The following is a 23,350-nucleotide window of genomic DNA, read 5'->3' on the forward strand; positions in this document are numbered from 1 at the left end:
TAATAAAAAAGTCTGCAGCACTGCAAAAGATTAATAGTTTTGAGTTTCGACCCAATTTGGCAATCAAGCTCCGTAGGAGCGAAACTAATCTCTCGCATTTGCAACCTGTGTTGTTCTAATGAGCTTTTTGTTTGTTTGCTATGGCCATGCTATTGACATTTGGCCCTTATGGGGCTGTAAATCACATCACCCCCTCCGTAGTAATCAAAAAATACACGTTCATCTGTGTCTTTATCTAAGTGCATCTTTGGATTACCAACAAATGAGAAGTACCGGCCACTGAAGCGTGAGGTGCCCATCGGACGTAGAGTTGCTAGGTGCGTAGGTGAAAGCGAAGCTGTACCAAAGAACGGGAGCTAAGCTGACTGTAAAGGTGACCAGGCCCAGAAGAAGGCGCCTGACGGCATCTTACCTTGGCAGGCCCCATGTGGAAGGGCCATGCCTTAGGCGCGCCCAAATAAAAGCCCCTCGTCGGGACTGGATGCGTTAGAAAAATTTATATCCAACTGAAAAAGTCCAAAGCGATACTCGAGAGTCAGTGGGAATGCTTTGTCCGCTTACGTTAACCTGGTTGGCGAATCTGGATAATCCCATTTCGTATCGAACTTCTGCCATCATCTTCCAGAAGTCTACTCCGAGGCCAACCTGGCCACCAACGGTGCCATTTCGAAGGCCGTTTTCTAGTACGTCATTAGTAGAAGATACGTTGTAGCTGAGCACGGGGCCAAGATTGGCTCTAACTGGACCAAACTTAAGACCAAAGAGCACAGGAAAATCAAGTCTGTTAACGGTGACTCTTGAGTTTGTGGTTTGGTTATTTGATTGGCGGGCGCGATACTCTACATTGATGGACGAATAGTAGGCCTCAACACGTACTTGGTAGGTAAGGAAATTGATAGCGCTGAAGAGACCTCCTTGAAATCCGTAACGCATATCTCCGGCCTGTAGTGATTCGATGACTTGATTGGGATTGTTTACATCGTCCATATTAAGCCTTGTGGTATTAAGGCCGAGTTTTACACCTAAATCAAACTGTGCTGTGGCCAAATAGCCAACGGCTATGAAGAGAATGGTTGCGATTTTTTTCATGTTTTTCAGGGTTAAAATGTTTTTACGAAATAGACGTAGCGTTTTATATCGAGTTAGTAATTGTTTGTAAAAGCTCTTAAATGAGAGCTGAATGATGCATTTTTCTTTTTCAGCAAAGGGTTGGTTCAGATGCTTTGGTGAATGATTTCAAGGAGCTCTTCTTGAGTGGGGTATTGAAACCGGGTAAAGGGTTTTCCTGTTATCAATTCATAAAGCTGAATATAGCGCTGGCTTATTTCTTCGACTTTTTGGTCGGTCATTTCAGGAATTACTTCACCTGGACGGCCCTGGAAGCCATTTTCTATGAGCCATTGGCGAACAAATTCTTTTGACAGCTGCTGCTGTGGCTCGCCTCGGCTTTGTCGCTCTTCGTAGCCTTCAGCATAGAAATATCGCGATGAATCAGGAGTATGTACTTCGTCGATGAGGATGATTCTGCCAGAGCTGTCTTTTCCAAATTCGTATTTGGTATCCACTAAAATGAGTCCGCGCTCAGCGGCCATGCGAGTACCAATGTCAAAGAGGGTAAGAGCATAGTGTCTGAGAACTTCCCACTCCTCAGCTGTAGCCAAGCCGCGAGCAAGTATTTCTTCAGCAGAGATGTCTTCGTCATGTGTGCCGACGGCTTCTTTGGTAGTAGGAGTAATGATAGGCTGTGGTAGTGGGTCGTTTTCGCGAAGGCCCTCGGGCAGTGGTACACCGCATAGGATACGTTGGCCACTCTTATAGGTTCGCCAGGCATGGCCAGCCAGGTAGCCTCTGACGACCATTTCAATTTTGAAGGGTTTAGCTGATTTGCCTATGCTCACAAAGGGCAATGGACTGTGCTCGTACCAGTTGGGTACCTGTGTAGCAGTGGCTTGTAGGAAGTGCGCTGCGATGCCATTGAGCACTGAACCTTTATAAGGTATGAGGCGGGGAAGAACTACATCAAAGGCCGAGATTCGGTCGCTGGCGATCATGATGATTTTGTCGTTTTCGAGAAAGTACACATCGCGCACTTTGCCTCGGTAGAAGGATTTAAGGCCTTCAATGGGAAGGTGTTCTGTCATTGGGTAAGGGGGTTCAGATTTGGCTAAGGTCTTCTCGTTGATCAGGGTGAAGTTTATCGGATTCGAATTGGCGGTATTCCTGAATGATTCTTTTGACCAGCTTGTGGCGAATCACGTCTTTGTCGTCGAGTTTTACAATGGCAATGTCTTCAATGTTTTTGAGGATTTTTAATGCCTGTACCAAACCGGAACGCTGATTTTTCGGAAGGTCGATCTGGGTAAAATCACCGGTGATCACAAACTTAGCCGAGCGGCCCATGCGGGTGAGAAACATTTTCATTTGGGCCTCTGTGGTATTTTGAGCTTCGTCGAGTATAACGAAGGCGTTGTCGAGCGTGCGGCCGCGCATGAAGGCCAATGGTGCGATCTGGATGACACCCGACTCGATGTACATGGCCAGTTTTTCGTGTGGAATCATGTCAAGCAAGGCGTCGTAAAGAGGCTGTAGATAGGGGTCGAGTTTTTCTTTGAGATCGCCCGGCAGGAAGCCGAGATTTTCGCCGGCTTCTACTGCAGGCCTGGTCAGGATGATTCGCTTTACCTGTTTGTTTTTCAAAGCTCGAACAGCCAATGCCACAGCGGTATAGGTCTTTCCTGTTCCGGCTGGACCTACCGCGAAGACCATATCGCTCTTTTCCACGGCTTCTACTATACGCTGCTGATTGGGCGTCTGCGCTTTGATGAGGTGACCATTGACACCATACACAAGAACTTTCTCGCCGACTGAGTCGCTCATCATGCGATTCCGCTCTTCAGCTGAGGAAGTTAGGATGCGCTCCAGTTGGTTTTCGGAGAGCGATTGATACTTATCGAAGTGCATGATGAGGTATTCGATTTTGGCTTCGAAATCCATCAGCACATCTTCGGGGCCAGTTGCTTTTAGCTCATTGCCTCGGGCTGTAATTTTGAGCGTTGGATAATAGGATTGGATAATTTGCAGGTAACGGTTGTTGTTGCCATATACGCGACTTGGCAACGATTTCTGAAGCTCAAGCAGTTTTTCAGTCAAATGAAATGGGTATTAAAATCCGTATCTTTTTTCGTAAGGGGTTACACTTAACTTTGTTTGCAAAATAACAATCTTTCTCTGAATTAAAAAAAGCCCTTTGCAGCAAATGCCTTTAATCACCCTGACATCTGACTATGGGTTGCGCGACCATTATGTGGGTGCTCTTAAGGCATTGATCTATAAGTATCACGAAACGGCTACCATCATCGATATTTCTCATCAGATATCTACCTTCAAGGTATCGGAAGCTGCGGCAGTACTGCTCTTTGCAAGGCAATACTTTCCTGAAAACAGTGTACACATCGTCTGTGTGGACGAAAATCCGGTGAGTGAAGCCGCTTCAGGTCGGATTTTAGCTGGCTATGTCGAGGGCCAGTACTACATCACGGCTGACAATAGTTTTTTGGGATACATCAACTTCCACAAAACAGCAGCAAAAGTGGTAGAAATTCCTATAGATGCCAACGACCGCTCAAGCTGGCGCGCACATACCATAGCTAAGGCTGCCGCTGCCTTGGCAAAAGAGATCGACCTTTCACAGATCGGCTATGAGCCAGGCGAGTATTTGTCAAATGGCTTTCCTCAGCCCTTTTTTCGCAATAACGACACTCAACTTATTGCTCAAGTCATTTTCATCGATGAATATGGCAACATAGTGACTAATGTACACAAGCGCTATTTTGAAAAGAATTTTCAACGCTTGTCGTTTGAGATAAAAATTCGCAACAATGTGATTCGCAGAATTGTAGCAGGATATGAAGAGCTCAAATTTCGAAACACCGGTGAAGCATTTGCGCTGTTCAACTCAGCGGGATTTCTTGAAATTGGCCTTATTAACAGTGCTAATGTGCACCAGCCAAGAGGATACGCACGAAGCCTTGGGGCTGATAAACTTTTGGGTGTGAAAACCGGAGATACCATCACAATAGAGTTTGTATGATTCGAATTGTAAAAATGACTTTTAAGCCAGAAGACGTTCCAAGTTTTCTAAACATTTTCGAACAGAATAAAGAAAAAATCCGACATCAACCGGGATGTAATTCCCTAAAACTAGTAAACGACAAAGAAAACTCAAATGTGTTTTTTACCATTTCAGAGTGGGAACATCCTGATTATCTCGAACAATATCGCCAAAGTGAACTTTTTAAAAGCGTATGGGCTGCTACCAAAGTCCTATTCGCTGACAAGCCAGAAGCTTGGTCGGTAGATATTTTGTATGATTTGTAAAAGTTTTTGGATGAAGCGAAAAACCTTAGTTGCCATTATCATTTTTATAGCCATGAGCACGCTTTCTTGGGCTCAAAACAATCCCAAACTTTACAAAATTTTTGATAAAAAAGGAAAATCCATTCATTGGAAAAAAGTGCTTAGAAAATCAGCCAAAGCAGAGACAGTGTTTTTTGGCGAGTACCACGACGATCCAGTTATTCACTATCTTCAGCTGCAACTTCTAAAGCATCTTATCGAATCTGAAGAAAATCTCGCTTTGGGATTGGAAATGTTTGAATGGCAAGATGCAGAAGTGCTGAATGCCTACTTGAGTAGTAAAATCGACCAAAATACCTTTTTCAGCGAAGCAAATTCCATCTGGAAAAATTATAAGACAGACTACAGCCCTATGGTGGAATTGGCCAAAAGAAAAGGTATTTCGGTCTTCGCCTCAAATGTTCCACGAGCCTGGGCTTCGGCCGTATACAGAGGTGGCTTTGAAGCTCTAGATACCATTGAATCTGATTTAAAAAAGTACGTCCCTCCCCTACCCATTCCTTACGATGCCGAACTGCCCGGGTATCGCAACATGCTCAAAATGGCACATGGTCACGGGGGTGAAAATTTGCCGAAAGCCCAGGCCTTGAAAGATGCTGCAATGGCCTGGAGTGTGGTGCAACTACTGGAAAAAGGCTTCAAAATCCTTCATCTTAACGGCACGTATCACACCAACAATTTTGAGGGTATTATCTGGTATTTGGAAAAATATCGGCCTAAGACGCGATACTTCACTATAGCGATGGTGCGTCAGGCCAATATACAGAAGCTTAACAAGGAATTTCGAGGTCTGGCTGACGTAGTCATTGCAGTGCCCGACGATATGATTCGCACCCACTGATTCTCACTAGTTATGAAAACCCTGTTGGTATTTGCGCATTGGGAAGAAGCGCGTCACGTAGTTCGATACTTCGATGCCCGTAGTATCAATTGTCCGGCATTTTACAAGCGGTTTTCATGCGATAGTTATGATATAATTGTTACAGGTATAGGCATTTTAAATATGCAGGCTGCTGTGATTCATTATTTTTCAACGGAATCTAAAGCTGATTGTGCCCTTAATGTTGGTTTTGCCGGCAGCGCTTCTAAAACTTTGCACAGCTGGTATGCAGCATCGAGTGTGCACTGTACACCCTTTAAAGCACATTATCTAGATCCAGTTTTTTCAAAGTCGCCTTATGCTCCACTCCATACCGTACATCAGCCAGCTACCGAATCTCAAATGAAAAATAAGCCCGATAGCCTATTTGATATGGAAGGCTATGGCTTTGTTACAGGTGCAAAGCGGTTTCTTCAGATTCATCAAATCCATCTTTTAAAGTTTGTCAGTGACCGCGATGGAAAATTAGAGTCAGTAAAAAACTCTCTGAAAGACTACAATGAATCGGTAATCAACACCATTGAAACGGCTTTAGCTGAAATAAACCACATCATTCACCTGGCAGGCGACTTACGATTGTATTACGACCTGGAAACCTCGGTAAAGGACTTTTCAAACAAGCAAAGACTGAGTTTTACACAAACACAGCAGCTATTGGAGTATTGTATGTACTTGGTTAACGCAAAACAAAAACACAGGGTAAATTCGGTACTGGCTGAAAGCTATTTAAACATTCCTGACAGAGATAAAAGATTCGAAGAAATCTGCACAAGACTATACGCCAATGAATAAGCGGATTGTGTACATCGAAAGAGAATTGCAGAATCACAGCGGTGTACGCAAAATATTAGAAAAAATAAAGCCAAGTGCTGTCGAGTGGATCGAGCTCTACAAGGACGTTCTCAACCAGCGTGGTGGCAACTGGCGCGTACAAAAGCGCTATCAATCTCTTATTTTGGCTCGTAGAAAAGATACCTTCTATTATAAAGCCAGCCCATTGACGCATTCGATTGAATTCAAACACTTTTATTACAACACCTTAGCCATTAACTGCCTCTATGATTGCGAGTATTGCTACCTACAAGGCATGTTTAATACTCCGCATCTTGTATTATTTCTCAATAATGATGATTTTATTCATGCAGCTGATACTCTTTCAAAGCAATTACAAGAGCCTTTTTATATGGCTCTATCGTACGATACCGATCTACCTGCAGTAGAGCATTTGTATCCGTATTGCAATGAATGGATGAGTTATGCAGACTGTAATCCAAAAATTACCATAGAAATACGCACAAAAAGCAGTATTTTGTCCTTCTTCGCCAATAAAAAGCCCACAACAAACGTCGTGCTCTCCTGGAGCGTAAATCCTGAAGAAATTGCCAGACGTTTTGAGCCTCTTACCCCCTCCCCTTCTCTGCGAATAAAAGCTGCCCATAAAGCTCACGTAATGGGTTGGCCAGTAATGCTTTGCATTGATCCTATTGTTTATGTCAAGGATTTTAAAGCACTTTACAGAACATTTATTTCAAACCTGAGAAAATATTTTGATCCAGTTCGACTATTTGGCATCAGCATCGGCACAATGCGCATGAATACGGATTATCTAACCAACATTCGGAACCAGCGCCTTGATAGCGAATTACTATGGTATCCATTCGAGCGCAAAGACGGGCACGCTTATTATCCTAAAGATGTGCGAAAAGAACTCATTGAAACCGTCACTGAAGCGCTAAATAACGAAGGTTTTAATCGAATTTTCGTCTATGGCTGAACAAATAATTCTAACCGGCCACACCAGAGGCATTGGGGCTGAAGTGTGCAAACTTTTGGCTGCATCAGAAAAATATGACGTAGTCGGAATAGCGCGTTCTCGGTCGCCGATTATGGGAATCCGTCAATTTGCCTGCGATCTCTCAAACAGCATTGAAACTCAAAAACTCTGTGAAAAGCTCAAAAATGAAAATCCTAAATTTTTGATTGTTAATGCCGGTGGAAACTCTATTAAACCAGCAGAAAGCTATACGGTACAGGAAATCGAGCGAATCTATCAGCTTAATCTGGTATCGCCAGCTATGATTATACGGGCATGTCTTCCGGCACTGTTGCGAAACGAAGGCCACATCATCGCCCTGGGCAGCTTTTCGGCTCTCGAAGTGCGCCGTTGGAACAACTACTACGGCTCTGCAAAAGCAGGATTACACCACCTAGCAAAAAACCTTTTTGAGCAATACCGAAAGCAAAACCTTCGTGTAACGCTGATCGTACCTGATATAGTCGCAAGTGATTTTTATGCACACCAAGATTTCCAGCCAGATCCTTCCCCTCTGTATTCGATTCCACCAACGGAAGTAAGTCAGTTGGTCTTTGATCTGATTGAAAAAAAGACGGATTACATCCCTACAGAAATTGTAATCCGCCCACAGATGTTTAAACTCGATAGAAGGTAATACTACTCTAAAACGGCTGCAATACCCGGGAGTACGATACCTTCGAGATATTCGAGCATCGCTCCTCCGCCGGTAGATACATAGCTTACTTTGTCTTCAAGGCCATATTTCTTCACAGCAGCTACGGAGTCACCTCCACCGACCAAGCTGAAGGCACCTTTGGCTGTGGCTTCGGCCACGATATTTCCAAGTTCCAATGTGCCATTTTCGAACTTTTTCATTTCAAATACTCCAACTGGTCCATTCCACAAGATAACTTTTGAGCCAAGGAGTACTTCACGGTAGATTTCAAGACTCTTTGGCCCAACATCCAAACCCATCATATCATCAGGTATAGCATCTACCGCTGTAAGGCTTGTAGTGCCATTTTCTGAAAATTCAGTCGAATTTACTGAATCTACTGGCAGATATACTTTGACTCCCGCTTGTTGAGCTTGTTTGAGAATATCGTTTGCTGTATCGAGCAAGTCATTTTCTACCAGCGATTTACCCACATTTCCTCCTTTGGCTTTTACAAAAGTGTACGCCATTCCCCCGCCGATGATGATGTTGTCCACCCTCTTCAGCAGATTGCTGATGATACCAAGCTTAGAGCTCACCTTAGCACCTCCAATGATGGCTGTCACAGGTTTTTCAGTAGATTCCAGCACACGTGAAACATTTCTAATCTCATTGGCCATTACATATCCAAAGGCCTTCTTGCCCGGAAAGAATTTGGCAATCACAGCTGTAGAGGCATGCGCTCTGTGTGCCGTACCAAAGGCATCGTTTACATAAAAATCGGCATGACGGGCTAATTTCTGGGCAAATCCTTCGTCGCCAGCCTCTTCCTCCGGATAGAAGCGAAGGTTTTCTAACAATAGAACTTCGCCGGGTTTAAGGTTTTTTGACTTTTCGTATGCACCATCACCTATACAATCATCTGCAAATTGGACTTTTTGTCCAAGGTGTTTTTCTATCGTTGAAATGGTATGTTTAAGAGAAAATTCATCAGCCGGCCCCTTTTTTGGCCGCCCTAAATGTGACATCAAAATAGCTGCCCCACCGTCGTTTAGTATTTTTCTAATGGTGGGTATAGTGGCTACTATGCGCGTATCATCTGTCACAGTAAAATCTTTGTCCAAGGGAACATTGAAATCCACGCGTATGATTACGCGTTTGCCGTTGAAACTAAAATCGTCTATTGTTTTCATTTCGTAGTTACTTTTACGGCTACAAAGTAATATTTTCAAAGGTTCTCTAATTAAAAATCTTTATCAGCTAATTCAAAATTTTGTATGTGGAATTTTTCTAAACTGTTTTCAAATCGCGATACAGTAGAAAATTTAAAGGCAAATGTTCGCCAGGGTCGAGTGAGTCATGCACAAATTTTCTTTGGCAAAGAAGGATCGGAAGCTTTACCTGTAGCCTTTGCTTATATTAAATACTTATTTTGTGAAAATCGTACAGAAAATGATTCATGTGGAACTTGTACGTACTGCAAGCAAGTAGATTCGTTGAATCACCCGGATTTAAAAATTATATTTCCCTTTCCTTATTCTAAAGGCAAAATTGAAAGCTCAACAGATTTATTAGAAGATTTTTTAAAACAATTCAAAAAAAATCCATATCTCGATTTGTTTAAATTCAGTCAAAAAATTAGTGCAGAAAAAAAATCATTTTCCATACCAACTAGTGAATGTGAATCGTTAATTAAATTTTTAGGACTGAAATCGTTTTATGGGGGTAAAAAAATTGCTCTAATCTGGTATCCGGAACTGATAAATACAGCAGGGGCAAATAAAATATTAAAGACCATTGAAGAACCTTCAGGCGATACTCTTATACTTCTGGTGAGTTACAATCTTCACGATGTTTTGCCAACAGTTTTAAGTCGTTGTCAAGTTACACATTTTAAAGCACCTACTTTACAAGAAACTAGTGAATTTTTAAAAGAGAATTTTGAAAATATTTCTCATCACAATCCAGAAATCCTATTACAAATTAGCGATGGAAATATTGGAAATATTTTAGATATTTTAAGTAACAATAACCCCTTTGAAGAGTTTGAACCTATTTACAGTGTTTTCATAGAGTTTATTACTGGAAATTCTCCAAATAAGACTTTGCTATATGTACTTGAAAAAATAGAATTTTTAAATTCGAAAGGCAGAGAATTCACAAAACATTTTCTCAACTTTTTTATGAATAAAATCCACGATGATTTTATGATTAAAAATAGAGATAAATTTTCAACGGATACTTTGATTGAATTGCAAAAATTAGTGGACCATTACACCATGTTGGTAGAGCGAAATATTTCCATAAAAATGGCAATCATTTCCCTTTTAATTGGATCAAAAAACGCCTTTGTAACGCGCAATAAATCTATATTAATTCAGGAAAATATTTTGGTATGAACACTTTAGCAAAAAATTCGTATCTCTTTGAAGCCTCTTGGGAAGTAGGAAATCAGCTCGGTGGTATTTACACCGTAATTCGAAGCAAACTGCCTTCTATCACAAAAATTTTTGGAGATAGATACTGTTTGTTAGGCCCTCTTGTAAACGACAGTATAAATGCAGAATTTGAAGAGATCGACGATACCTCTGATTTTTTTGGCAAAGTTGTAAAAGGCTGTCGCGATTTGGGTTTTGAGGTAAAGTATGGAATCTGGTTGGTCACCGGGAGACCGAGAATTATTTTAATAAATCCGGTAGCTGTGTACAACAGATTGGATGTGTATAAAAAAAATCTTCATCAAATCTACGGTCTCGAATGGCGCGAAAACGACGATCTATATGACCAGGTTTTAATGTGGTCTGATACTCTTCGATCGTTCTTTAGGATAGTAAACCAGTTAAAAGGTAGAAATTCTGTCATTGCTCACTTTCATGAGTGGATGGCCTCAGTTCCCATCCTCGACATTCGAAAGGAAAGAATAGACATAAAAACCGTATTTACAACACATGCAACGATGCTAGGAAGATATCTGGCAATGAATGATCCGGAATTTTATCAAAAATTGCCTTACTACAATCCGGAAGAACATGCCAGAAGGTTTGGAATTACCTCAATGTTTCAAATTGAAAAACTGTGCGCTCAACATGCACATGCCTTTACTACTGTAAGTGAGCTCACTGCAAATGAATGTCAGTATTTACTATCAAAAAAACCAGATGTAATCACGCCAAACGGGCTGAATTTGGCGAGATTCTCAGCCAATCACGAGATTCAAGTGCGCCATGAAAATTATAAGAAAAAAATTCAAACTTTCGTGATGGCGCATTTTTTTCCGAGCTATACATTCGACCTGTCGAAAACACTTTTTTTCTTTACTTCCGGACGTTACGAATACAAAAACAAGGGTTTTGACGTGACGATTGAAGCACTTAAGTTGCTCAATCGCATGATGATAGAAGCAAATGTCGATCTTACAATAGTTACATTCTTTATTACAAAAACACAAACTTGGAATATTCTTCCAGACGTACTTGAGCAAAAGGCAAAACTCGACGAAATTCGAAACACCTGTAGTGCCATAGAACAGCAGATTGCTGAAAAGCTCTTTTTTAAAGCAGCTTCTTCTCACGATCACAATTTACCTGATCTCAATGAGCTCGTGGACGAATATTGGCGATTGAGATATAGAAGGACGATTTTAAATTGGAAGTCCACTAAATGGCCCGTTATAGTAACTCACAATCTCGTGAATGACGTGGATGACCATATACTTAACGGATTAAGGCATAGTCAGCTTTTTAACAGCCCCTTTGATAAGGTTAAGGTCGTATATCACCCTGACTTTATCGTTTCTACAAATCCACTTTTTAGTATGGATTATGGCCAGTTTGTAAGAGGTTGTCATTTGGGAATTTTTCCGAGCTATTATGAGCCTTGGGGTTATACCCCTCTTGAGTGTATAGCTCGTGGCGTACCAGCAGTCACATCAGATCTTTCGGGATTTGGGCGCTACGTAATGAATATGGAAGAAGACTTTTACAACAGTGGTGTTTATGCCATTAAGCGCCTTGGAAAAAACAACCAGCAAATTGTCTCGGATCTTTCAAAATTCCTGTTTCAATTCGTTAAAATGTCACAGAGACAACGAATGATAATGCGCAATAAATTAGAAGATTTCAGCGAACACTTCGATTGGAGTAATCTGGTAAAATACTACATCGAAGCATATGAATTCGCTACTCAATCTCAGTAATCTTTTGAAAAATGTACATATTTGAAGAATACTGGCCAGTAAAAAGTGCAATTACATTACTGAGAAGACCGAGCACAGCACCACGAAAAGTGCCAAGTTTGGTCTTTCTATATTTTTCACTTAAAATCGACACATAAAAGGCATCAAAAAACATTGGTTTCTTTTTCTTGAATTTAAATCCATATCTCTCCACCAATCGAATGATTGTTTGTTCTTTAAAATGATGTAAATGGATGGGAACGTCCCATGCAACCCAATCGCTGTTATAATATTTCGCATCAAATGTCTCTGGATTGGGAACTGCAAGGAGTAAAATTCCATTTTTTTTCAAATGTCTATTGAAGTATTTCAAATATTTCTCCGGTTCATAAAGGTGTTCAAATACATGAAAAAGAGTTACTACATCATAACTATGGGCTATTAAATAAAACTCGCTTTCCGAGAGCACATCCAATCCTTTAGCTTTGCAATACTCAATCATGTGAGGTGCAAACTCAACGCCTTGAACTTTTTGAAATTTATCAATAACAAACTCAAGAAATGCACCATTACCACATCCATAGTCTAAGATTGATAGATTACTGGTATATTGATTTAAAACAGATCTAAGCGCATTCCATTTACTTCGATGATTCAGTATTTGAATCAACTTATAAATCAGATCAAAGAGCGACTTTGAACCAGAATTTTTATGGGAATCATACTGGGAAAAGTTGTAATAAAGGCCAATTTGTTCTTTTGATACGACTGGCTCTGTCCTTATAAGTCCACATGAAGTACATTCAAAGAGAGAAAAAACCTCATTTGTTGTTCTCCATGCTTTTGGATGTTCTTTGCGCTCGATCCATTGATCCGAATTACATACTATACAAGATACACTCATTACCTTCCCATGTAGATTAGAAGAATATTGATATCTGAAGGATTTATACCACTGATTCTTGAGGCCTGACCAATAGTTTTAGGTTTAATGGCAGTGAGTTTTTCTTTTGCTTCAGTACTTAATGAGTGTACTGCGTTGTAATCAAATGAATGAGGTATTTCCAAATGTTCAAATTTTAGCAATTTCTCCGCAATTTCTTTTTCTTTGGCTATATAACCTTCATATTTTATCAGGATTTCAGCGGATTCGCAAATCTCTTCATTTATTTTATTATTATGTATAAATTCATTTATTTCTTGCACATTATAAAAATCCTTGAGTGAAATTTCTGGTCGGGTCAAAATGGGTTTTAATTTCATCTTTTGCTTGGCAGGTACTGAATTTTTTGATTCTAATACAGCATTTAGAACATTAAGATCTAAACTGAGATTTGATATGAACTCGATAAAGGAGTTTCTTTTTTGGTACTTTTCTTTAAAATCTTGGTAGCGTTGTTCATTAATCAGACCTATTTGATAGCCTAAAGGAGTCAAACGTTCATCAGCATTGTCTTGGCGAAGGTGCATTCTAAATTCAGAACGAGACGTAAACATTCTGTAGGGTTCTTCAGTGCCCTTAGTAATTAGGTCATCAATTAAAACACCTATGTATGCTTGATCGCGTCGAATGATTATCTTTTCTAAATTATGGGCATGCTGATGCGCATTAATTCCGGCCACTATTCCTTGGCCAGCCGCCTCTTCGTACCCGGTGGTACCATTAATTTGGCCAGCAAAGAAAAGTCCGCTTACCAGTTTTGTTTCCAGCGTATGAAAGAGTTGTGTGGGTGGAAAATAGTCATACTCAATAGCATATCCCGGTCTAAAGAATCGTGCATTTTCAAAACCAGGAATTTTAGTCAATGCTTTGTATTGAATTTCTGCAGGTAGAGAGGTGGAAAATCCATTAATATACATTTCCACTGTATTTCTACCCTCTGGTTCGATAAACAACTGATGTCGCTCACGGTGGGCAAACCGATTTATTTTGTCTTCAATAGAAGGACAATATCTGGGCCCTACACCTGTGATATGCCCTGTAAACATCGGACTTTGGTCAAAGCCTAACTTTAATGTATCATGTACTTCAGGCGAGGTGTAGGCGATATAGCAAGGCATTTGATTTTTTACGGGCTCTGTATCTGTATAACTGAATTTTCCAGGATTTTCATCTCCATCTTGCCTCTCAAATTTTGTAAAATCGAGCGATCGACCATCTATGCGCGGAGGAGTACCAGTCTTCATTCTTCCGTGCTCAAATCCAATTTTCTTCAAAGCCTCTGTTATTCCACGCGCTGCTCCTTCGCCCATTCTACCCCCACCATATTTGTTGAGTCCTACGTGAATTACTCCGTTGAGAAAAGTACCACTGGTAAGAACTACTGATTTTGCATAAAAAGTTTGGTTTAAATTGGTCTTTACTCCCACTATCCTATCATCTTTCACTAGCACATCCACTACCATGTCTTGAAAGAAGTGCAGGTTTGGAATTTGTTCCAGCTGATATCTCCACTCGGCAGCGAAGGCCATACGATCGTTCTGTGCCCTTGGCGACCACATTGCCGGACCTTTGGAACGGTTTAACATCCGAAATTGTATCGTAGTCTTATCCGTTACTATACCGCTTAATCCGCCAAGTGCATCAATTTCCCGAATGATTTGACCCTTTGCAATACCACCCATAGCCGGATTACAGCTCATCTGCCCGATCACCTGCATATTCATCGTTATGAGCAATGTTTTAGAACCCATTTTTGCAGCTGCTGCGGCAGCTTCGTTACCTGCATGTCCGGCACCTACAACGATTACATCAAAGTGATTATCTCTTACCATAGTTTAATGTTTCACGTGGAACGTATAAAACAGATCCGTTAATTCCTTTTCCTTTTCAGTCATAATTTGTTTCTCCTCTTGAGTTGAATCATTGAATCCAACACAATGTAATAAGGCATGATAAAAAGTTCTAATATATTCCCATTGAATAGGTTTCTCAGAAACAAGACAAAATTTATCTACATAATCTAAACAAATAAAAATTTCAACATCAATAAAATTTTTTTTCAGTGAACAAAATGTGATAACATCAGTGTAATAATTGTGTTTCAAAACATTTGAATTTAAAGCAAGCATGTCATCAAGAAAAAGATTTGTAAGAACAATATTTCTAAAATTAACTGGGTAAAACCTTCTGAATACGTTAATAAGCTCAGTAATCAAGTGCTCAGTAAAAAAATTGTGAGGATCATTAATAACGAACATTATTCTTTAAAATTAGGTCTTTTCTGCTTATGTACAAGATGTTAAAATTATTCGCCTTTATTAAATCAATTTCCTCCACATTCCGATCGTCAACAAAATTTCCTTTTCTTTTATTATCCATTACTTCGTTTAATCTTTTAGAATTCTCTGAATCTAACCATTTAATTTTCCTCTTTAATTCATCAATTACAGATGAATAAGATAATTTATTATTCCTTAATTGTTTTTCTAATTCTTCTAATGAGTCCCTGCTACCTTTACTTCCAGATTTACCATCTTTTTCTTTTCTATCATTATTAGAATTTGAATTTTCAGATGAATTTTCGTTGCCCTCATTTTTTGAATCATTATTTAGCTTATTGTTAGATCCCTCATTAGAATTTGAACCATTAGCATTTTTACCGTCTTTATACTCTTCACCAAGTAATTCACTTAATCCGGGCTTTTTAGAATTCCCGTTATTAGATGGGTTTGAACAATTTGAATTATTCTGATTATTATTTTGATTATTAAAATTCATATTATTTTGTTCAATGTTTTTTATGATTTGATAAAGTTTAACTGATAGAGAGTTGATAGCATAAACATAATTTTTTAAATCTGTACTATTTTGAATTGTATTCTTCAATCTGTTATAATCTTCAGATAAAATAGATCGAAGAGATTTATTTTTAAAAAGTATAATATTTAAGGAATCTGATAAAGATAACAAATTAGAATTATTTAATAAATCTTTATTGTTTTTATACTTATTCCTTTCAATATCAATAGAAAGATTATTAAAAGACAATAATAAACTCTCCAGAATAATTTGTTCAGAGGAGTTTATTTCACCTGATTCGGATGAATTATCATTGGTGCTTTTATTTTTATTATTTTCTTTATTGTATCTATTTAAGGTATTTTGAAGTTTTTGTTTCAAAATATCATTGGCTAAGTCCTGAGAATTTTTTGCATTATTTTGATACTCCTCTAAAAATTTACCTACATCTTTTAAAAGTGAATTGATTTGATTTATCCGCATTTGATCATTAATAAATGAAGAAATATTATTTAATTGACTTTGAAAATTTTGTAAAATTTGATATATTTCACTTATGGAAGAGGTTTTAATCAATTCATTTAAATTATTAATAACCGAAACTATTTCTTTTTCAAGATTTTCGAGGTATTGATATGGTAAATCGCTATTATTAGAAATATTCATCGAAGCACCAAAAATCGATGTATTAATTCCTATTGATACTTTTGTAGTCTTATTTAAAATATTTGTCGCAATAATTGTATATTGTAAATTAGTATCCAATTCAAAAAGAACAGAAGTTTTAGGCTGTTTAAAAAAATCTTTATTGTTATTTATTTGTAGATATTTAAGCCCATTTTCATCAGTGACTGAAATTAAATATAAATTTCCAATTTTAGAATAATTTATTATTGGATTTGAAATATTTCTTTTAGAAAAATGAACCTGAAATGTATCACATATGTAAGTATTGCAAAAAATAAAGTCGATAACTGTATCCTTATTAAACAAAAATTTTCCAGAAAATAAATTATTAGAAGAATTTTCAGCAACTAATTTATATTCCACAATTGACATATCTAAAATATTTAAATGGGTTAAATTTGTAAAATGTTCTTTAATAGTATTTTCATAATTTGTATAAACAGAAAATTCACGAATTTTTGGACGAGGTACAATATTGATCTGAATCTTTTTTTGAAAAGAATTTAATTTAAAAATTAGATTTTTTTCATTAGTTGTCGCCAAACCAACAAAATTTTGTCCATTAGTTAAATTTGTATTGTAACTCCCATATTGTAACTGTATTTGTCCTTTGCTATCAAAATCAGTAAATAGAAAAATACTATCACCTTCAACAAAAAAATCTTTATTAAAGGTGTAAGAAATTTTTTGTATATATTTATCAAAAACGTCATCGTTTACATTAATTTGAAAAAATTTAAAGCTAAAGGAAATAGATAGGACAAGGATAACAAATACATAAAGTATAACCTTTTTGGGTTTTGGGAAAAAAATGTATTTTAAACGATTTGATAATTCCACTGTTGAAAAAACATCGTCTCTTTTAACTAAATCACCCTGAATGGAAAATTCTAAAAAATCTTTCTTAGTAAAAAGTAAGTTGAATAATTTCTTTTTTAGTGAATTGGAAAAATAAAATAAGACAATAAGACAAAATGCCACTATAAAAAGGAAAAATATTAAAACACCAATATTTGATAATATATTAAAAACAGAGAAATTTTTTACTAAGTGAAGACTAAAATTTACTATTGCGTTAAAATTAACGTAAATTAAACTAAAAAAAGTCAAAATACTAAGTCCAACAACAAAGACCTTTAAATACCACAAAAACTTTACACGACTCAAGTTCATAATTTTGCACAAAATTACAAATGAGAAGAGTACGATTTGCGCCCAGCCCTACCGGACCTTTGCATATTGGCGGTGTAAGAACAGCACTTTATAATTATTTGTTTGCAAAACAGGAAAACGGAAAGTTTTTAATAAGAATTGAAGATACCGACCAAACACGAACTGTATCTTATGCAGAAAATTACATATTTGAAACGCTTGAATGGCTAGGTTTGATTCCTGATGAAGGATACAATCAAGAAGAACGCAAACAATATAAACAATCCAACAGAAAAGATATTTATAAACAGTTTGTCGACAAACTTTTAGAGTCCGGCGCAGCATATATAGCATTTGATACTCAAGAAGAACTGGAACATATTAGAGAATTATCACATAAAAGTGGTAGACAATGGCAGTATGACAGTATTACACGCCAGTACATGCGCAATAGTCTAACATTGCCATCCGATGAAGTTGAAAAATTATTAGCCTCTAACACACCTCATGTCGTAAGACTTAAACTTGATAGGAATGAAGAAGTACGTTTCGATGACTTAATCAGAGGCACAGTAGTCTTTAATACGAGTAATTTAGATGATAAAATCCTTTTTAAATCTGACGGAATGCCGACCTATCATATGGCAAATGTCGTGGATGACCATCTAATGAACATTACTCATGTAATACGAGGCGAAGAATGGTTGCCTTCCACTCCCATACATGTACTCTTGTACCTAAAGTTAGGATTAAAAGATAGAATGCCAAAATTTGCACACTTACCCTTGTTATTGCGACCAGATGGAAATGGCAAATTGAGTAAGAGAGATGGTGAAAAATATGGGTTTCCTGTATTTCCTCTACAATTTATATCTGAAAATAACGTCCTTGTAAAAGGTTATAAAGAAACAGGTTTTTTACCACAGGCATTTATTAACATGTTAGCACTTTTAGGATGGAATCCTGGGACTGAACAAGAAATATTTAGTTTAGAAGAATTAATTCAACAATTTTCTATAGATAGAATTTCAAAATCAGGTGCAAAGTTTAGTTATGATAAAGCTTTGTGGATTAATCATAATCACATAAAAAATTCTTCTACTGAATATCTATTCGATTACATAGTTAAAAATTTTCAAATTGAAAATCTTGAAAAAGAATTGTTATTCAGGTTAATAGAGGTTGACAAAATACGAGTGAATCTTATAACAGAAATATTAGAAGACTATAGATCATGCATTGATTATGAAAATAATATAGATAAAGAATTCTTTAATTTACAAATTCAAAAAATTAATAAACCCATTGTAGAAAATCTTATAGAAAATTTACAAAAAATTAACGATGAATCAAAAAGCCACATTGACGAATTTTTCAAAAATTTCTTAAATACAAACAATATAAAAATTGGTTCAATAGGACTACCTTTGAGAGCACTTTTATTGGGTAAAAAAACTGGTCCTTCTATTTCAGAAATTATATATGTTTTAGGAAAGAATTTAACAATTAAAAGACTTGAAAAAATTTATGAGATTTAGAATTAAACTTGAAAATATTCGAATTTATGGTTTCAATGGATGTATAGAAGAAGAATCTAAAATTGGAACAGATTATTTAGTAAACATAGAGCTTACTACTGTGAATTCATCTTACAAAACAGATGATCTAACTGAAACTGTTGATTATTGTACAGTTTATGCAATTGTAGAAGAAGAGAGCCGAAACCGCTACAATCTCATTGAAACACTGGCACACAAGATTTTATACAGGCTCAAAAACTTGTCTAATGTTGAAAGTTGCTCTGTAGAAATTAAAAAATTAAATCCTCCAGTTAATGGAGATGTTGCATCAGTCTCTGTTATATTTGCAGCCTAATTAGGTTCTGTGGCCGAGGGGCTAGGCAGAGGTCTGCAAAACCTCCTACACCGGTTCGAATCCGGTCGGAACCTCTACTAAAATATCACCCCTACACTTTATGGAAACTTTTATTTCAAACGACCCAAAAGTGATTCCCGGCACTTGGGTCGGTAGAAACACTTTTCTATCTAACAATTTTATAGAATCATATTCTCCCATAGATAACTCACTATTGGGAACAGTTAGTGTAACAACGCTCGAACAATACAATACTGTCATAGAAGAGGCTTATAAGGCTTTTATAGAATGGAGGAAAGTACCCGCTCCAAAAAGAGGTGCATTTATAAGAGCATTTGCTGACAAAGTACGAGAGAAAAAAGAGGAGTTAGCAAAGCTTATAACACTCGAAATGGGTAAATCCATACAAGAAGCTTTGGGTGAAGTTCAAGAAATCATCGACATATGCGACTTTGCTGTTGGACTATCGAGACAACTATATGGACTAACAATACAATCAGAGCGACCTAATCATAAGATGCTTGAAACTTGGCATCCACTAGGAATTGTAGGTATTATATCAGCATTTAACTTTCCGATGGCTGTTTGGTCATGGAATTCAACCATTGCGTGGGTGTGTGGGAATGTGACTGTATGGAAGCCAAGTGAAAAAGTTCCTTTATGCGCAATAGAACTTCAAAAAATTGTTTCACAAGTTTTAGAAGAATTCAATTATCCACAAGCCATTTCAAACGTAATAAATGGTGATTACCGTGTTGGCGAATACTTGTCACACGATCATAGAGTAGCGCTTATCTCTGCCACGGGAAGTACACGAATGGGTAAAGAAGTAGCTAAAGCAGTATCAGCACGTTTAGGTAAATATCTTTTAGAACTTGGTGGAAATAATGCAATCATAGTAACACCATCCGCCGATTTAAAGCTATTGATTCCGGCCGCCGTTTTTGGTGCAGTAGGTACAGCTGGACAAAGATGCACTAGTACACGTAGATTAATTATTCACAGCAGTGTTTACGAAAAAGTAATAAGCGCCCTAATAAATGCATATAACCAACTTAGGATTGGTAATCCAATAGATGAAAAAAATCACCTTGGACCTCTGATCGATAAAAATGCAGTAGAAAGTTATTTACAAGCCATTGATAAAGCCATTTATTATGGAGGTAAGATAATTCAACCAGGTGGTATTTTAGAAGGTGAAGAATATACTTCAGGGCTTTATGTAAAACCTTGTATTATAGAAGTAACACCGGATAATCCTGTAGTACAAGTTGAAACATTTGCTCCTATTCTATACGTAATGAAGTATGAAACACTAGAAGAAGCAATCGAAATTCATAACAATGTACCACAAGGCCTTTCATCATCTATTATGACACTCAATATGCGCGAAGCCGAATACTTTCTTTCGAGTGAAGGAAGCGATTGTGGAATTGCCAACGTGAATATTGGAACCTCAGGCGCTGAGATTGGAGGAGCATTTGGAGGTGAAAAAGAAACAGGAGGTGGACGCGAAAGCGGTAGTGATGCCTGGAAAAATTACATGAGGCGACAGACATCCACTATTAATTACGGCACTGACCTTCCCTTAGCGCAGGGCATAAAATTTACAATCGATTAAAGTTAATAGATAAAAGTTGCGGAAAGTTTTCTATTATAATAGAACTTTTTGAAGCGATTAATTGAAATAATTTAAGACCTGCTGCTACCGAAATACTATCTCTAATTTCACCGTTTAAAACTAAAGAAATAAACTCTTCAACTTTTATTTTTTTAATTTCAAGCAGTTCTGTTTCATCGTTATCAGTACTAAAAAAAGTTAAATCTCCAGCAAGAAAAATATATGATATTTCATCTGTTGCACTATTGCTAAGATCTAGCTCTTGAATTAAAAACCACTTATTAGCAACTGCACCAATTTCCTCTTTTAACTCTCGCTTTGCACTTTCTAAGACATCTTCATCTTCTGGTCCGCCACCTTCGGGAATTTCCCATGAATTTCTGTTAAGTGGATATCTATATTGACCAACAATATATGTATAACCTCCATCATCTATAGGTACAATCCCTATTGCAAAATTTTTAAAATGAACCAAACCATAAATTCCCTTACCTCCATTTGGATTTATAATATCTCGATGATGTACCCTTATCCATTTATTTTCATAGACTATTTTATCGTTTAAAGTAGTCCAGGGATTATCACTGCTCATAAGGTTATTTTTACTCCGTTATATTTTTTTTCTACGTCATTTTTGTATTCAATAGTAAGATATTTATTTCCATTTTGATCATAAAAGGACCATATACCTTCACGCTTACCTAAAATATAGTAACCACTTATCATTTTTTTTCCATTAGGATAGTAAACTGTATAACTTCCATTCAATAAGCCATTTTCGTAAAAAATTTCCGATTTTATCTTATCATCGTTGTAAAATGTCAACCATTTACCGCTTTTTAAATCGTTTATATATAGACCTTTTTCAGTAAAATTATTAATTGATAAAAACCAAGAACCGTTTAATAATCCCTCTTCATAATAAGCTTCTTTTATCAAATTTCCATCACAATCAAATTCTCTGAGTACTCCATCTTCTTTTCCATTAATAAAATAGACTTCTTTCAAAATTTTTCCATTAATGCAATACGTCAACCACTTGCCATTCAACAAATCTCTTTTGTACTCGCCAATTTCTTGAATGGATCCATCAGGAAAATAGTATTCCCAAATTCCTTCTTTTAAGTCGTTTAGAAATTCTCCTTTTGAATAAAGACTACCATCGGGATAATAAAATTGCCATAATCCAATCTTGCGTCCATTAGAATCAAGCTTACCTTCTGATAAAAGGCTTCCATTTTCTGAAAACATTCTGGTATATAAATATTTACCATTTACATCATAAAAAGTATGTTTTCCTATAGGAATAGAATCCTGAATAAATAAACCTTCCTGTTTTATTAAAAAAGTATTTTCATGATACCTTTTTAAATAATTTACTTTAGCTTTATTTGAATTATCAATTAACGAATCATTTATCCAAGTTTCAATTTTTAATATTTCACCAGAAGGACTAAAGAATTTAAATTGACCATTTTTTTTGCCATTCTTATAAAATCCTTCTAATCTTCTTTTATAATCTGGGTAAAATTCCATATATATTCCTTCGAGGAATCCAAAATTGTTTTTCCTATTAACTAGTAATTTTTTTAATAAAATTCCATCCTTGTATGAAAGCACCGAAATAATTGTTCCAAAAGAATCAAATTCATAAGCATCACCATTTTCTAAACCATTTACATAATGATACATAAAACTTTTTTTACCATTATTATATATAACTCTCACACCATTTAGTACATTATTTATATAAAATGAGGAATCGACCAATTGGCCATTTTCAAACAATAACGAGGGTCCATGTTTATTTCCGTTCGAATAATTTATTTTTGAGCGTAAATTTCCAAGAGAATCATAAAAATACCATATTCCGTCTAATAAATAGTTTATACGGTTTCCTTCACTTTTTTTAACTCCATTTTCATAATAATTTATCCAATATCCATCTGGCACATTATTTCTAACAAAGCCTTTGCTTGCTATTGCTCCATTTTGATAATACAATATAACTGGTACAAGGCTATCACTACTCTGACCTTTCAACAAGAACCAATTAACAACAATGAATAATGATAGAATGAATCTTTTAGTTTTTTTTGTTGTTATTATTAAATTGTTAATTCTGTGTAAAAAAAATATTTCCAAAACTTTGAAATTTGGTTTATCAAATATAAATAAAACAAAATTAACAGTCCGTTCATTCAAAGTTTCCTGAATATCAGGAGGATTTTAAAAATATCAACAATAGTTAGTCTTTGAATTAACGTAATGCTTTGAATTATTTTTTTTGGTCCTACTGTCGAATAAAAACATCTGTATATAACAGCGTATCGTAATAATTTATGAAAAGAAT

General features: G+C 36.7%; 22 protein-coding genes and 1 tRNA gene. 12 read left to right on the top strand and 11 right to left on the bottom strand.

Annotation, left to right across the window (positions count from 1 at the left end):
• Positions 1-149: 149 nt before the first annotated feature.
• The 4 genes from ACK4EX_RS04760 to ACK4EX_RS04775 all read right to left on the bottom strand — a co-directional run bounded on the left by ACK4EX_RS04760 (position 150) and on the right by ACK4EX_RS04775 (position 3,150).
• Positions 150-299: a hypothetical protein gene (locus ACK4EX_RS04760; RefSeq protein ID WP_409770270.1), complete on the bottom strand. Its 150-nt coding sequence runs from the start codon at positions 297-299 to the stop codon at positions 150-152.
• A gap of 187 nt (positions 300-486) precedes the next feature.
• Positions 487-1,089: a porin family protein gene (locus ACK4EX_RS04765; RefSeq protein WP_409770273.1), complete on the bottom strand. Its 603-nt coding sequence runs from the start codon at positions 1,087-1,089 to the stop codon at positions 487-489.
• Between the two features lie 125 nt (positions 1,090-1,214).
• A complete protein-coding gene (locus ACK4EX_RS04770) occupies positions 1,215-2,141 on the bottom strand; it encodes a phosphoribosylaminoimidazolesuccinocarboxamide synthase (RefSeq protein WP_409770274.1) in 927 nt (308 codons plus the stop codon).
• A gap of 13 nt (positions 2,142-2,154) precedes the next feature.
• On the bottom strand, positions 2,155-3,150 hold the full coding sequence (locus ACK4EX_RS04775) for a PhoH family protein (RefSeq protein ID WP_409770276.1): 996 nt from the start codon (positions 3,148-3,150) through the stop codon (positions 2,155-2,157).
• A gap of 106 nt (positions 3,151-3,256) precedes the next feature.
• Here ACK4EX_RS04775 and ACK4EX_RS04780 point away from each other — a divergent pair, with 106 nt between their 5' ends.
• Genes ACK4EX_RS04780 through ACK4EX_RS04805 form a run of 6 tightly spaced genes read left to right on the top strand, consistent with a single transcriptional unit; the run spans position 3,257 to position 7,746 of the window.
• Positions 3,257-4,090, top strand: a complete 834-nt coding sequence (locus ACK4EX_RS04780) for an S-adenosyl-l-methionine hydroxide adenosyltransferase family protein (protein ID WP_409770277.1) — start codon at positions 3,257-3,259, stop codon at positions 4,088-4,090.
• Complete coding sequence (locus tag ACK4EX_RS04785) at positions 4,087-4,377, top strand: putative quinol monooxygenase (RefSeq protein ID WP_409770279.1); 291 nt, start codon at positions 4,087-4,089, stop codon at positions 4,375-4,377. Before ACK4EX_RS04780 ends, ACK4EX_RS04785 begins: the two co-directional genes overlap by 4 nt.
• 10 nt (positions 4,378-4,387) lie before the next feature.
• Complete coding sequence (locus tag ACK4EX_RS04790; protein WP_409770281.1) at positions 4,388-5,257, top strand: ChaN family lipoprotein; 870 nt, start codon at positions 4,388-4,390, stop codon at positions 5,255-5,257.
• Between the two features lie 12 nt (positions 5,258-5,269).
• Positions 5,270-6,088, top strand: coding sequence for a hypothetical protein (locus ACK4EX_RS04795; protein ID WP_409770283.1), 819 nt, complete (start codon positions 5,270-5,272; stop codon positions 6,086-6,088).
• Complete coding sequence (locus ACK4EX_RS04800; RefSeq protein ID WP_409770284.1) at positions 6,081-7,070, top strand: radical SAM protein; 990 nt, start codon at positions 6,081-6,083, stop codon at positions 7,068-7,070. Before ACK4EX_RS04795 ends, ACK4EX_RS04800 begins: the two co-directional genes overlap by 8 nt.
• Positions 7,063-7,746: an SDR family oxidoreductase gene (locus ACK4EX_RS04805; protein ID WP_409770286.1), complete on the top strand. Its 684-nt coding sequence runs from the start codon at positions 7,063-7,065 to the stop codon at positions 7,744-7,746. The genes ACK4EX_RS04800 and ACK4EX_RS04805 overlap by 8 nt, the downstream gene beginning before the upstream one ends.
• 2 nt (positions 7,747-7,748) lie before the next feature.
• Here ACK4EX_RS04805 and ACK4EX_RS04810 read toward each other — a convergent pair whose 3' ends face one another.
• Positions 7,749-8,939, bottom strand: coding sequence for a phosphoglycerate kinase (locus ACK4EX_RS04810; RefSeq protein ID WP_409770288.1), 1,191 nt, complete (start codon positions 8,937-8,939; stop codon positions 7,749-7,751).
• Positions 8,940-9,023: 84 nt separating this feature from the next.
• Here ACK4EX_RS04810 and ACK4EX_RS04815 point away from each other — a divergent pair, with 84 nt between their 5' ends.
• Both ACK4EX_RS04815 and ACK4EX_RS04820 read left to right on the top strand, forming a co-directional pair.
• On the top strand, positions 9,024-10,145 hold the full coding sequence (locus tag ACK4EX_RS04815; RefSeq protein WP_409770290.1) for an ATP-binding protein: 1,122 nt from the start codon (positions 9,024-9,026) through the stop codon (positions 10,143-10,145).
• Complete coding sequence (locus ACK4EX_RS04820; protein ID WP_409770292.1) at positions 10,142-11,941, top strand: glycosyltransferase; 1,800 nt, start codon at positions 10,142-10,144, stop codon at positions 11,939-11,941. The genes ACK4EX_RS04815 and ACK4EX_RS04820 overlap by 4 nt, the downstream gene beginning before the upstream one ends.
• On the opposite strand, the gene ACK4EX_RS04825 is transcribed toward ACK4EX_RS04820, so the two are convergent.
• The 4 genes from ACK4EX_RS04825 to ACK4EX_RS04840 are packed head-to-tail and all read right to left on the bottom strand — an operon-like array spanning position 11,925 to position 17,516.
• Entirely contained in the window at positions 11,925-12,824 is a 900-nt protein-coding gene (locus ACK4EX_RS04825) for a class I SAM-dependent methyltransferase (protein ID WP_409770295.1), read from the bottom strand. The genes ACK4EX_RS04820 and ACK4EX_RS04825 overlap by 17 nt on opposite strands.
• Positions 12,824-14,695 carry a tRNA uridine-5-carboxymethylaminomethyl(34) synthesis enzyme MnmG gene (gene mnmG, locus ACK4EX_RS04830; RefSeq protein ID WP_409770298.1) on the bottom strand — a complete coding sequence of 624 codons (1,872 nt, stop codon included), beginning with the start codon at positions 14,693-14,695 and terminating at the stop codon, positions 12,824-12,826. Before mnmG ends, ACK4EX_RS04825 begins: the two co-directional genes overlap by 1 nt.
• Before the next feature lie 3 nt (positions 14,696-14,698).
• Positions 14,699-15,121, bottom strand: a complete 423-nt coding sequence (ybeY, locus tag ACK4EX_RS04835) for an rRNA maturation RNase YbeY (protein ID WP_409770300.1) — start codon at positions 15,119-15,121, stop codon at positions 14,699-14,701.
• The gene (locus ACK4EX_RS04840; protein WP_409770302.1) at positions 15,108-17,516 is read right to left on the bottom strand and encodes a hypothetical protein; all 2,409 of its coding nucleotides are present in this window, start codon (positions 17,514-17,516) and stop codon (positions 15,108-15,110) included. The genes ybeY and ACK4EX_RS04840 overlap by 14 nt, the downstream gene beginning before the upstream one ends.
• Before the next feature lie 26 nt (positions 17,517-17,542).
• Here ACK4EX_RS04840 and gltX point away from each other — a divergent pair, with 26 nt between their 5' ends.
• From gltX to ACK4EX_RS04860, 4 genes are all read left to right on the top strand, one after another.
• Positions 17,543-19,039, top strand: a complete 1,497-nt coding sequence (gene gltX, locus ACK4EX_RS04845) for a glutamate--tRNA ligase (RefSeq protein WP_409770303.1) — start codon at positions 17,543-17,545, stop codon at positions 19,037-19,039.
• Positions 19,017-19,376 (top strand): dihydroneopterin aldolase, encoded by a 360-nt coding sequence (gene folB, locus ACK4EX_RS04850; protein ID WP_409770305.1) that lies wholly within the window; start codon positions 19,017-19,019, stop codon positions 19,374-19,376. Before gltX ends, folB begins: the two co-directional genes overlap by 23 nt.
• Before the next feature lie 3 nt (positions 19,377-19,379).
• Positions 19,380-19,450 (top strand) — tRNA-Cys (locus tag ACK4EX_RS04855).
• Positions 19,451-19,476: 26 nt separating this feature from the next.
• A complete protein-coding gene (locus ACK4EX_RS04860; RefSeq protein ID WP_409770307.1) occupies positions 19,477-20,997 on the top strand; it encodes an aldehyde dehydrogenase family protein in 1,521 nt (506 codons plus the stop codon).
• Here the strand turns inward: ACK4EX_RS04860 and ACK4EX_RS04865 are convergent.
• Positions 20,984-21,589 (bottom strand): NUDIX domain-containing protein, encoded by a 606-nt coding sequence (locus ACK4EX_RS04865; protein ID WP_409770310.1) that lies wholly within the window; start codon positions 21,587-21,589, stop codon positions 20,984-20,986. The genes ACK4EX_RS04860 and ACK4EX_RS04865 overlap by 14 nt on opposite strands.
• Complete coding sequence (locus ACK4EX_RS04870) at positions 21,586-23,202, bottom strand: toxin-antitoxin system YwqK family antitoxin (RefSeq protein WP_409770313.1); 1,617 nt, start codon at positions 23,200-23,202, stop codon at positions 21,586-21,588. The genes ACK4EX_RS04865 and ACK4EX_RS04870 overlap by 4 nt, the downstream gene beginning before the upstream one ends.
• Positions 23,203-23,350: the final 148 nt, after the last annotated feature.

This window comes from Thermaurantimonas sp. (assembly GCF_046299575.1).
In the GTDB taxonomy this organism is placed as follows: domain Bacteria; phylum Bacteroidota; class Bacteroidia; order Flavobacteriales; family Schleiferiaceae; genus Thermaurantimonas.

What these genes read in the sequence shown, in the direction of transcription:
- ACK4EX_RS04760 (WP_409770270.1), bottom strand. Translation starts at nt 299, where the DNA reads ATGGGCACCTCACGCTTCAGTGGCCGGTACTTCTCATTTGTTGGTAAT.
- ACK4EX_RS04765 (WP_409770273.1), bottom strand. Translation starts at nt 1,089, where the DNA reads ATGAAAAAAATCGCAACCATTCTCTTCATAGCCGTTGGCTATTTGGCC.
- ACK4EX_RS04770 (WP_409770274.1), bottom strand. Translation starts at nt 2,141, where the DNA reads ATGACAGAACACCTTCCCATTGAAGGCCTTAAATCCTTCTACCGAGGC.
- ACK4EX_RS04780 (WP_409770277.1), top strand. Translation starts at nt 3,257, where the DNA reads ATGCCTTTAATCACCCTGACATCTGACTATGGGTTGCGCGACCATTAT.
- ACK4EX_RS04785 (WP_409770279.1), top strand. Translation starts at nt 4,087, where the DNA reads ATGATTCGAATTGTAAAAATGACTTTTAAGCCAGAAGACGTTCCAAGT.
- ACK4EX_RS04790 (WP_409770281.1), top strand. Translation starts at nt 4,388, where the DNA reads ATGAAGCGAAAAACCTTAGTTGCCATTATCATTTTTATAGCCATGAGC.
- ACK4EX_RS04795 (WP_409770283.1), top strand. Translation starts at nt 5,270, where the DNA reads ATGAAAACCCTGTTGGTATTTGCGCATTGGGAAGAAGCGCGTCACGTA.
- ACK4EX_RS04800 (WP_409770284.1), top strand. Translation starts at nt 6,081, where the DNA reads ATGAATAAGCGGATTGTGTACATCGAAAGAGAATTGCAGAATCACAGC.
- ACK4EX_RS04805 (WP_409770286.1), top strand. Translation starts at nt 7,063, where the DNA reads ATGGCTGAACAAATAATTCTAACCGGCCACACCAGAGGCATTGGGGCT.
- ACK4EX_RS04810 (WP_409770288.1), bottom strand. Translation starts at nt 8,939, where the DNA reads ATGAAAACAATAGACGATTTTAGTTTCAACGGCAAACGCGTAATCATA.
- ACK4EX_RS04815 (WP_409770290.1), top strand. Translation starts at nt 9,024, where the DNA reads ATGTGGAATTTTTCTAAACTGTTTTCAAATCGCGATACAGTAGAAAAT.
- ACK4EX_RS04820 (WP_409770292.1), top strand. Translation starts at nt 10,142, where the DNA reads ATGAACACTTTAGCAAAAAATTCGTATCTCTTTGAAGCCTCTTGGGAA.
- ACK4EX_RS04825 (WP_409770295.1), bottom strand. Translation starts at nt 12,824, where the DNA reads ATGAGTGTATCTTGTATAGTATGTAATTCGGATCAATGGATCGAGCGC.
- mnmG (WP_409770298.1), bottom strand. Translation starts at nt 14,695, where the DNA reads ATGGTAAGAGATAATCACTTTGATGTAATCGTTGTAGGTGCCGGACAT.
- ybeY (WP_409770300.1), bottom strand. Translation starts at nt 15,121, where the DNA reads ATGTTCGTTATTAATGATCCTCACAATTTTTTTACTGAGCACTTGATT.
- gltX (WP_409770303.1), top strand. Translation starts at nt 17,543, where the DNA reads ATGAGAAGAGTACGATTTGCGCCCAGCCCTACCGGACCTTTGCATATT.
- ACK4EX_RS04860 (WP_409770307.1), top strand. Translation starts at nt 19,477, where the DNA reads ATGGAAACTTTTATTTCAAACGACCCAAAAGTGATTCCCGGCACTTGG.
- ACK4EX_RS04865 (WP_409770310.1), bottom strand. Translation starts at nt 21,589, where the DNA reads ATGAGCAGTGATAATCCCTGGACTACTTTAAACGATAAAATAGTCTAT.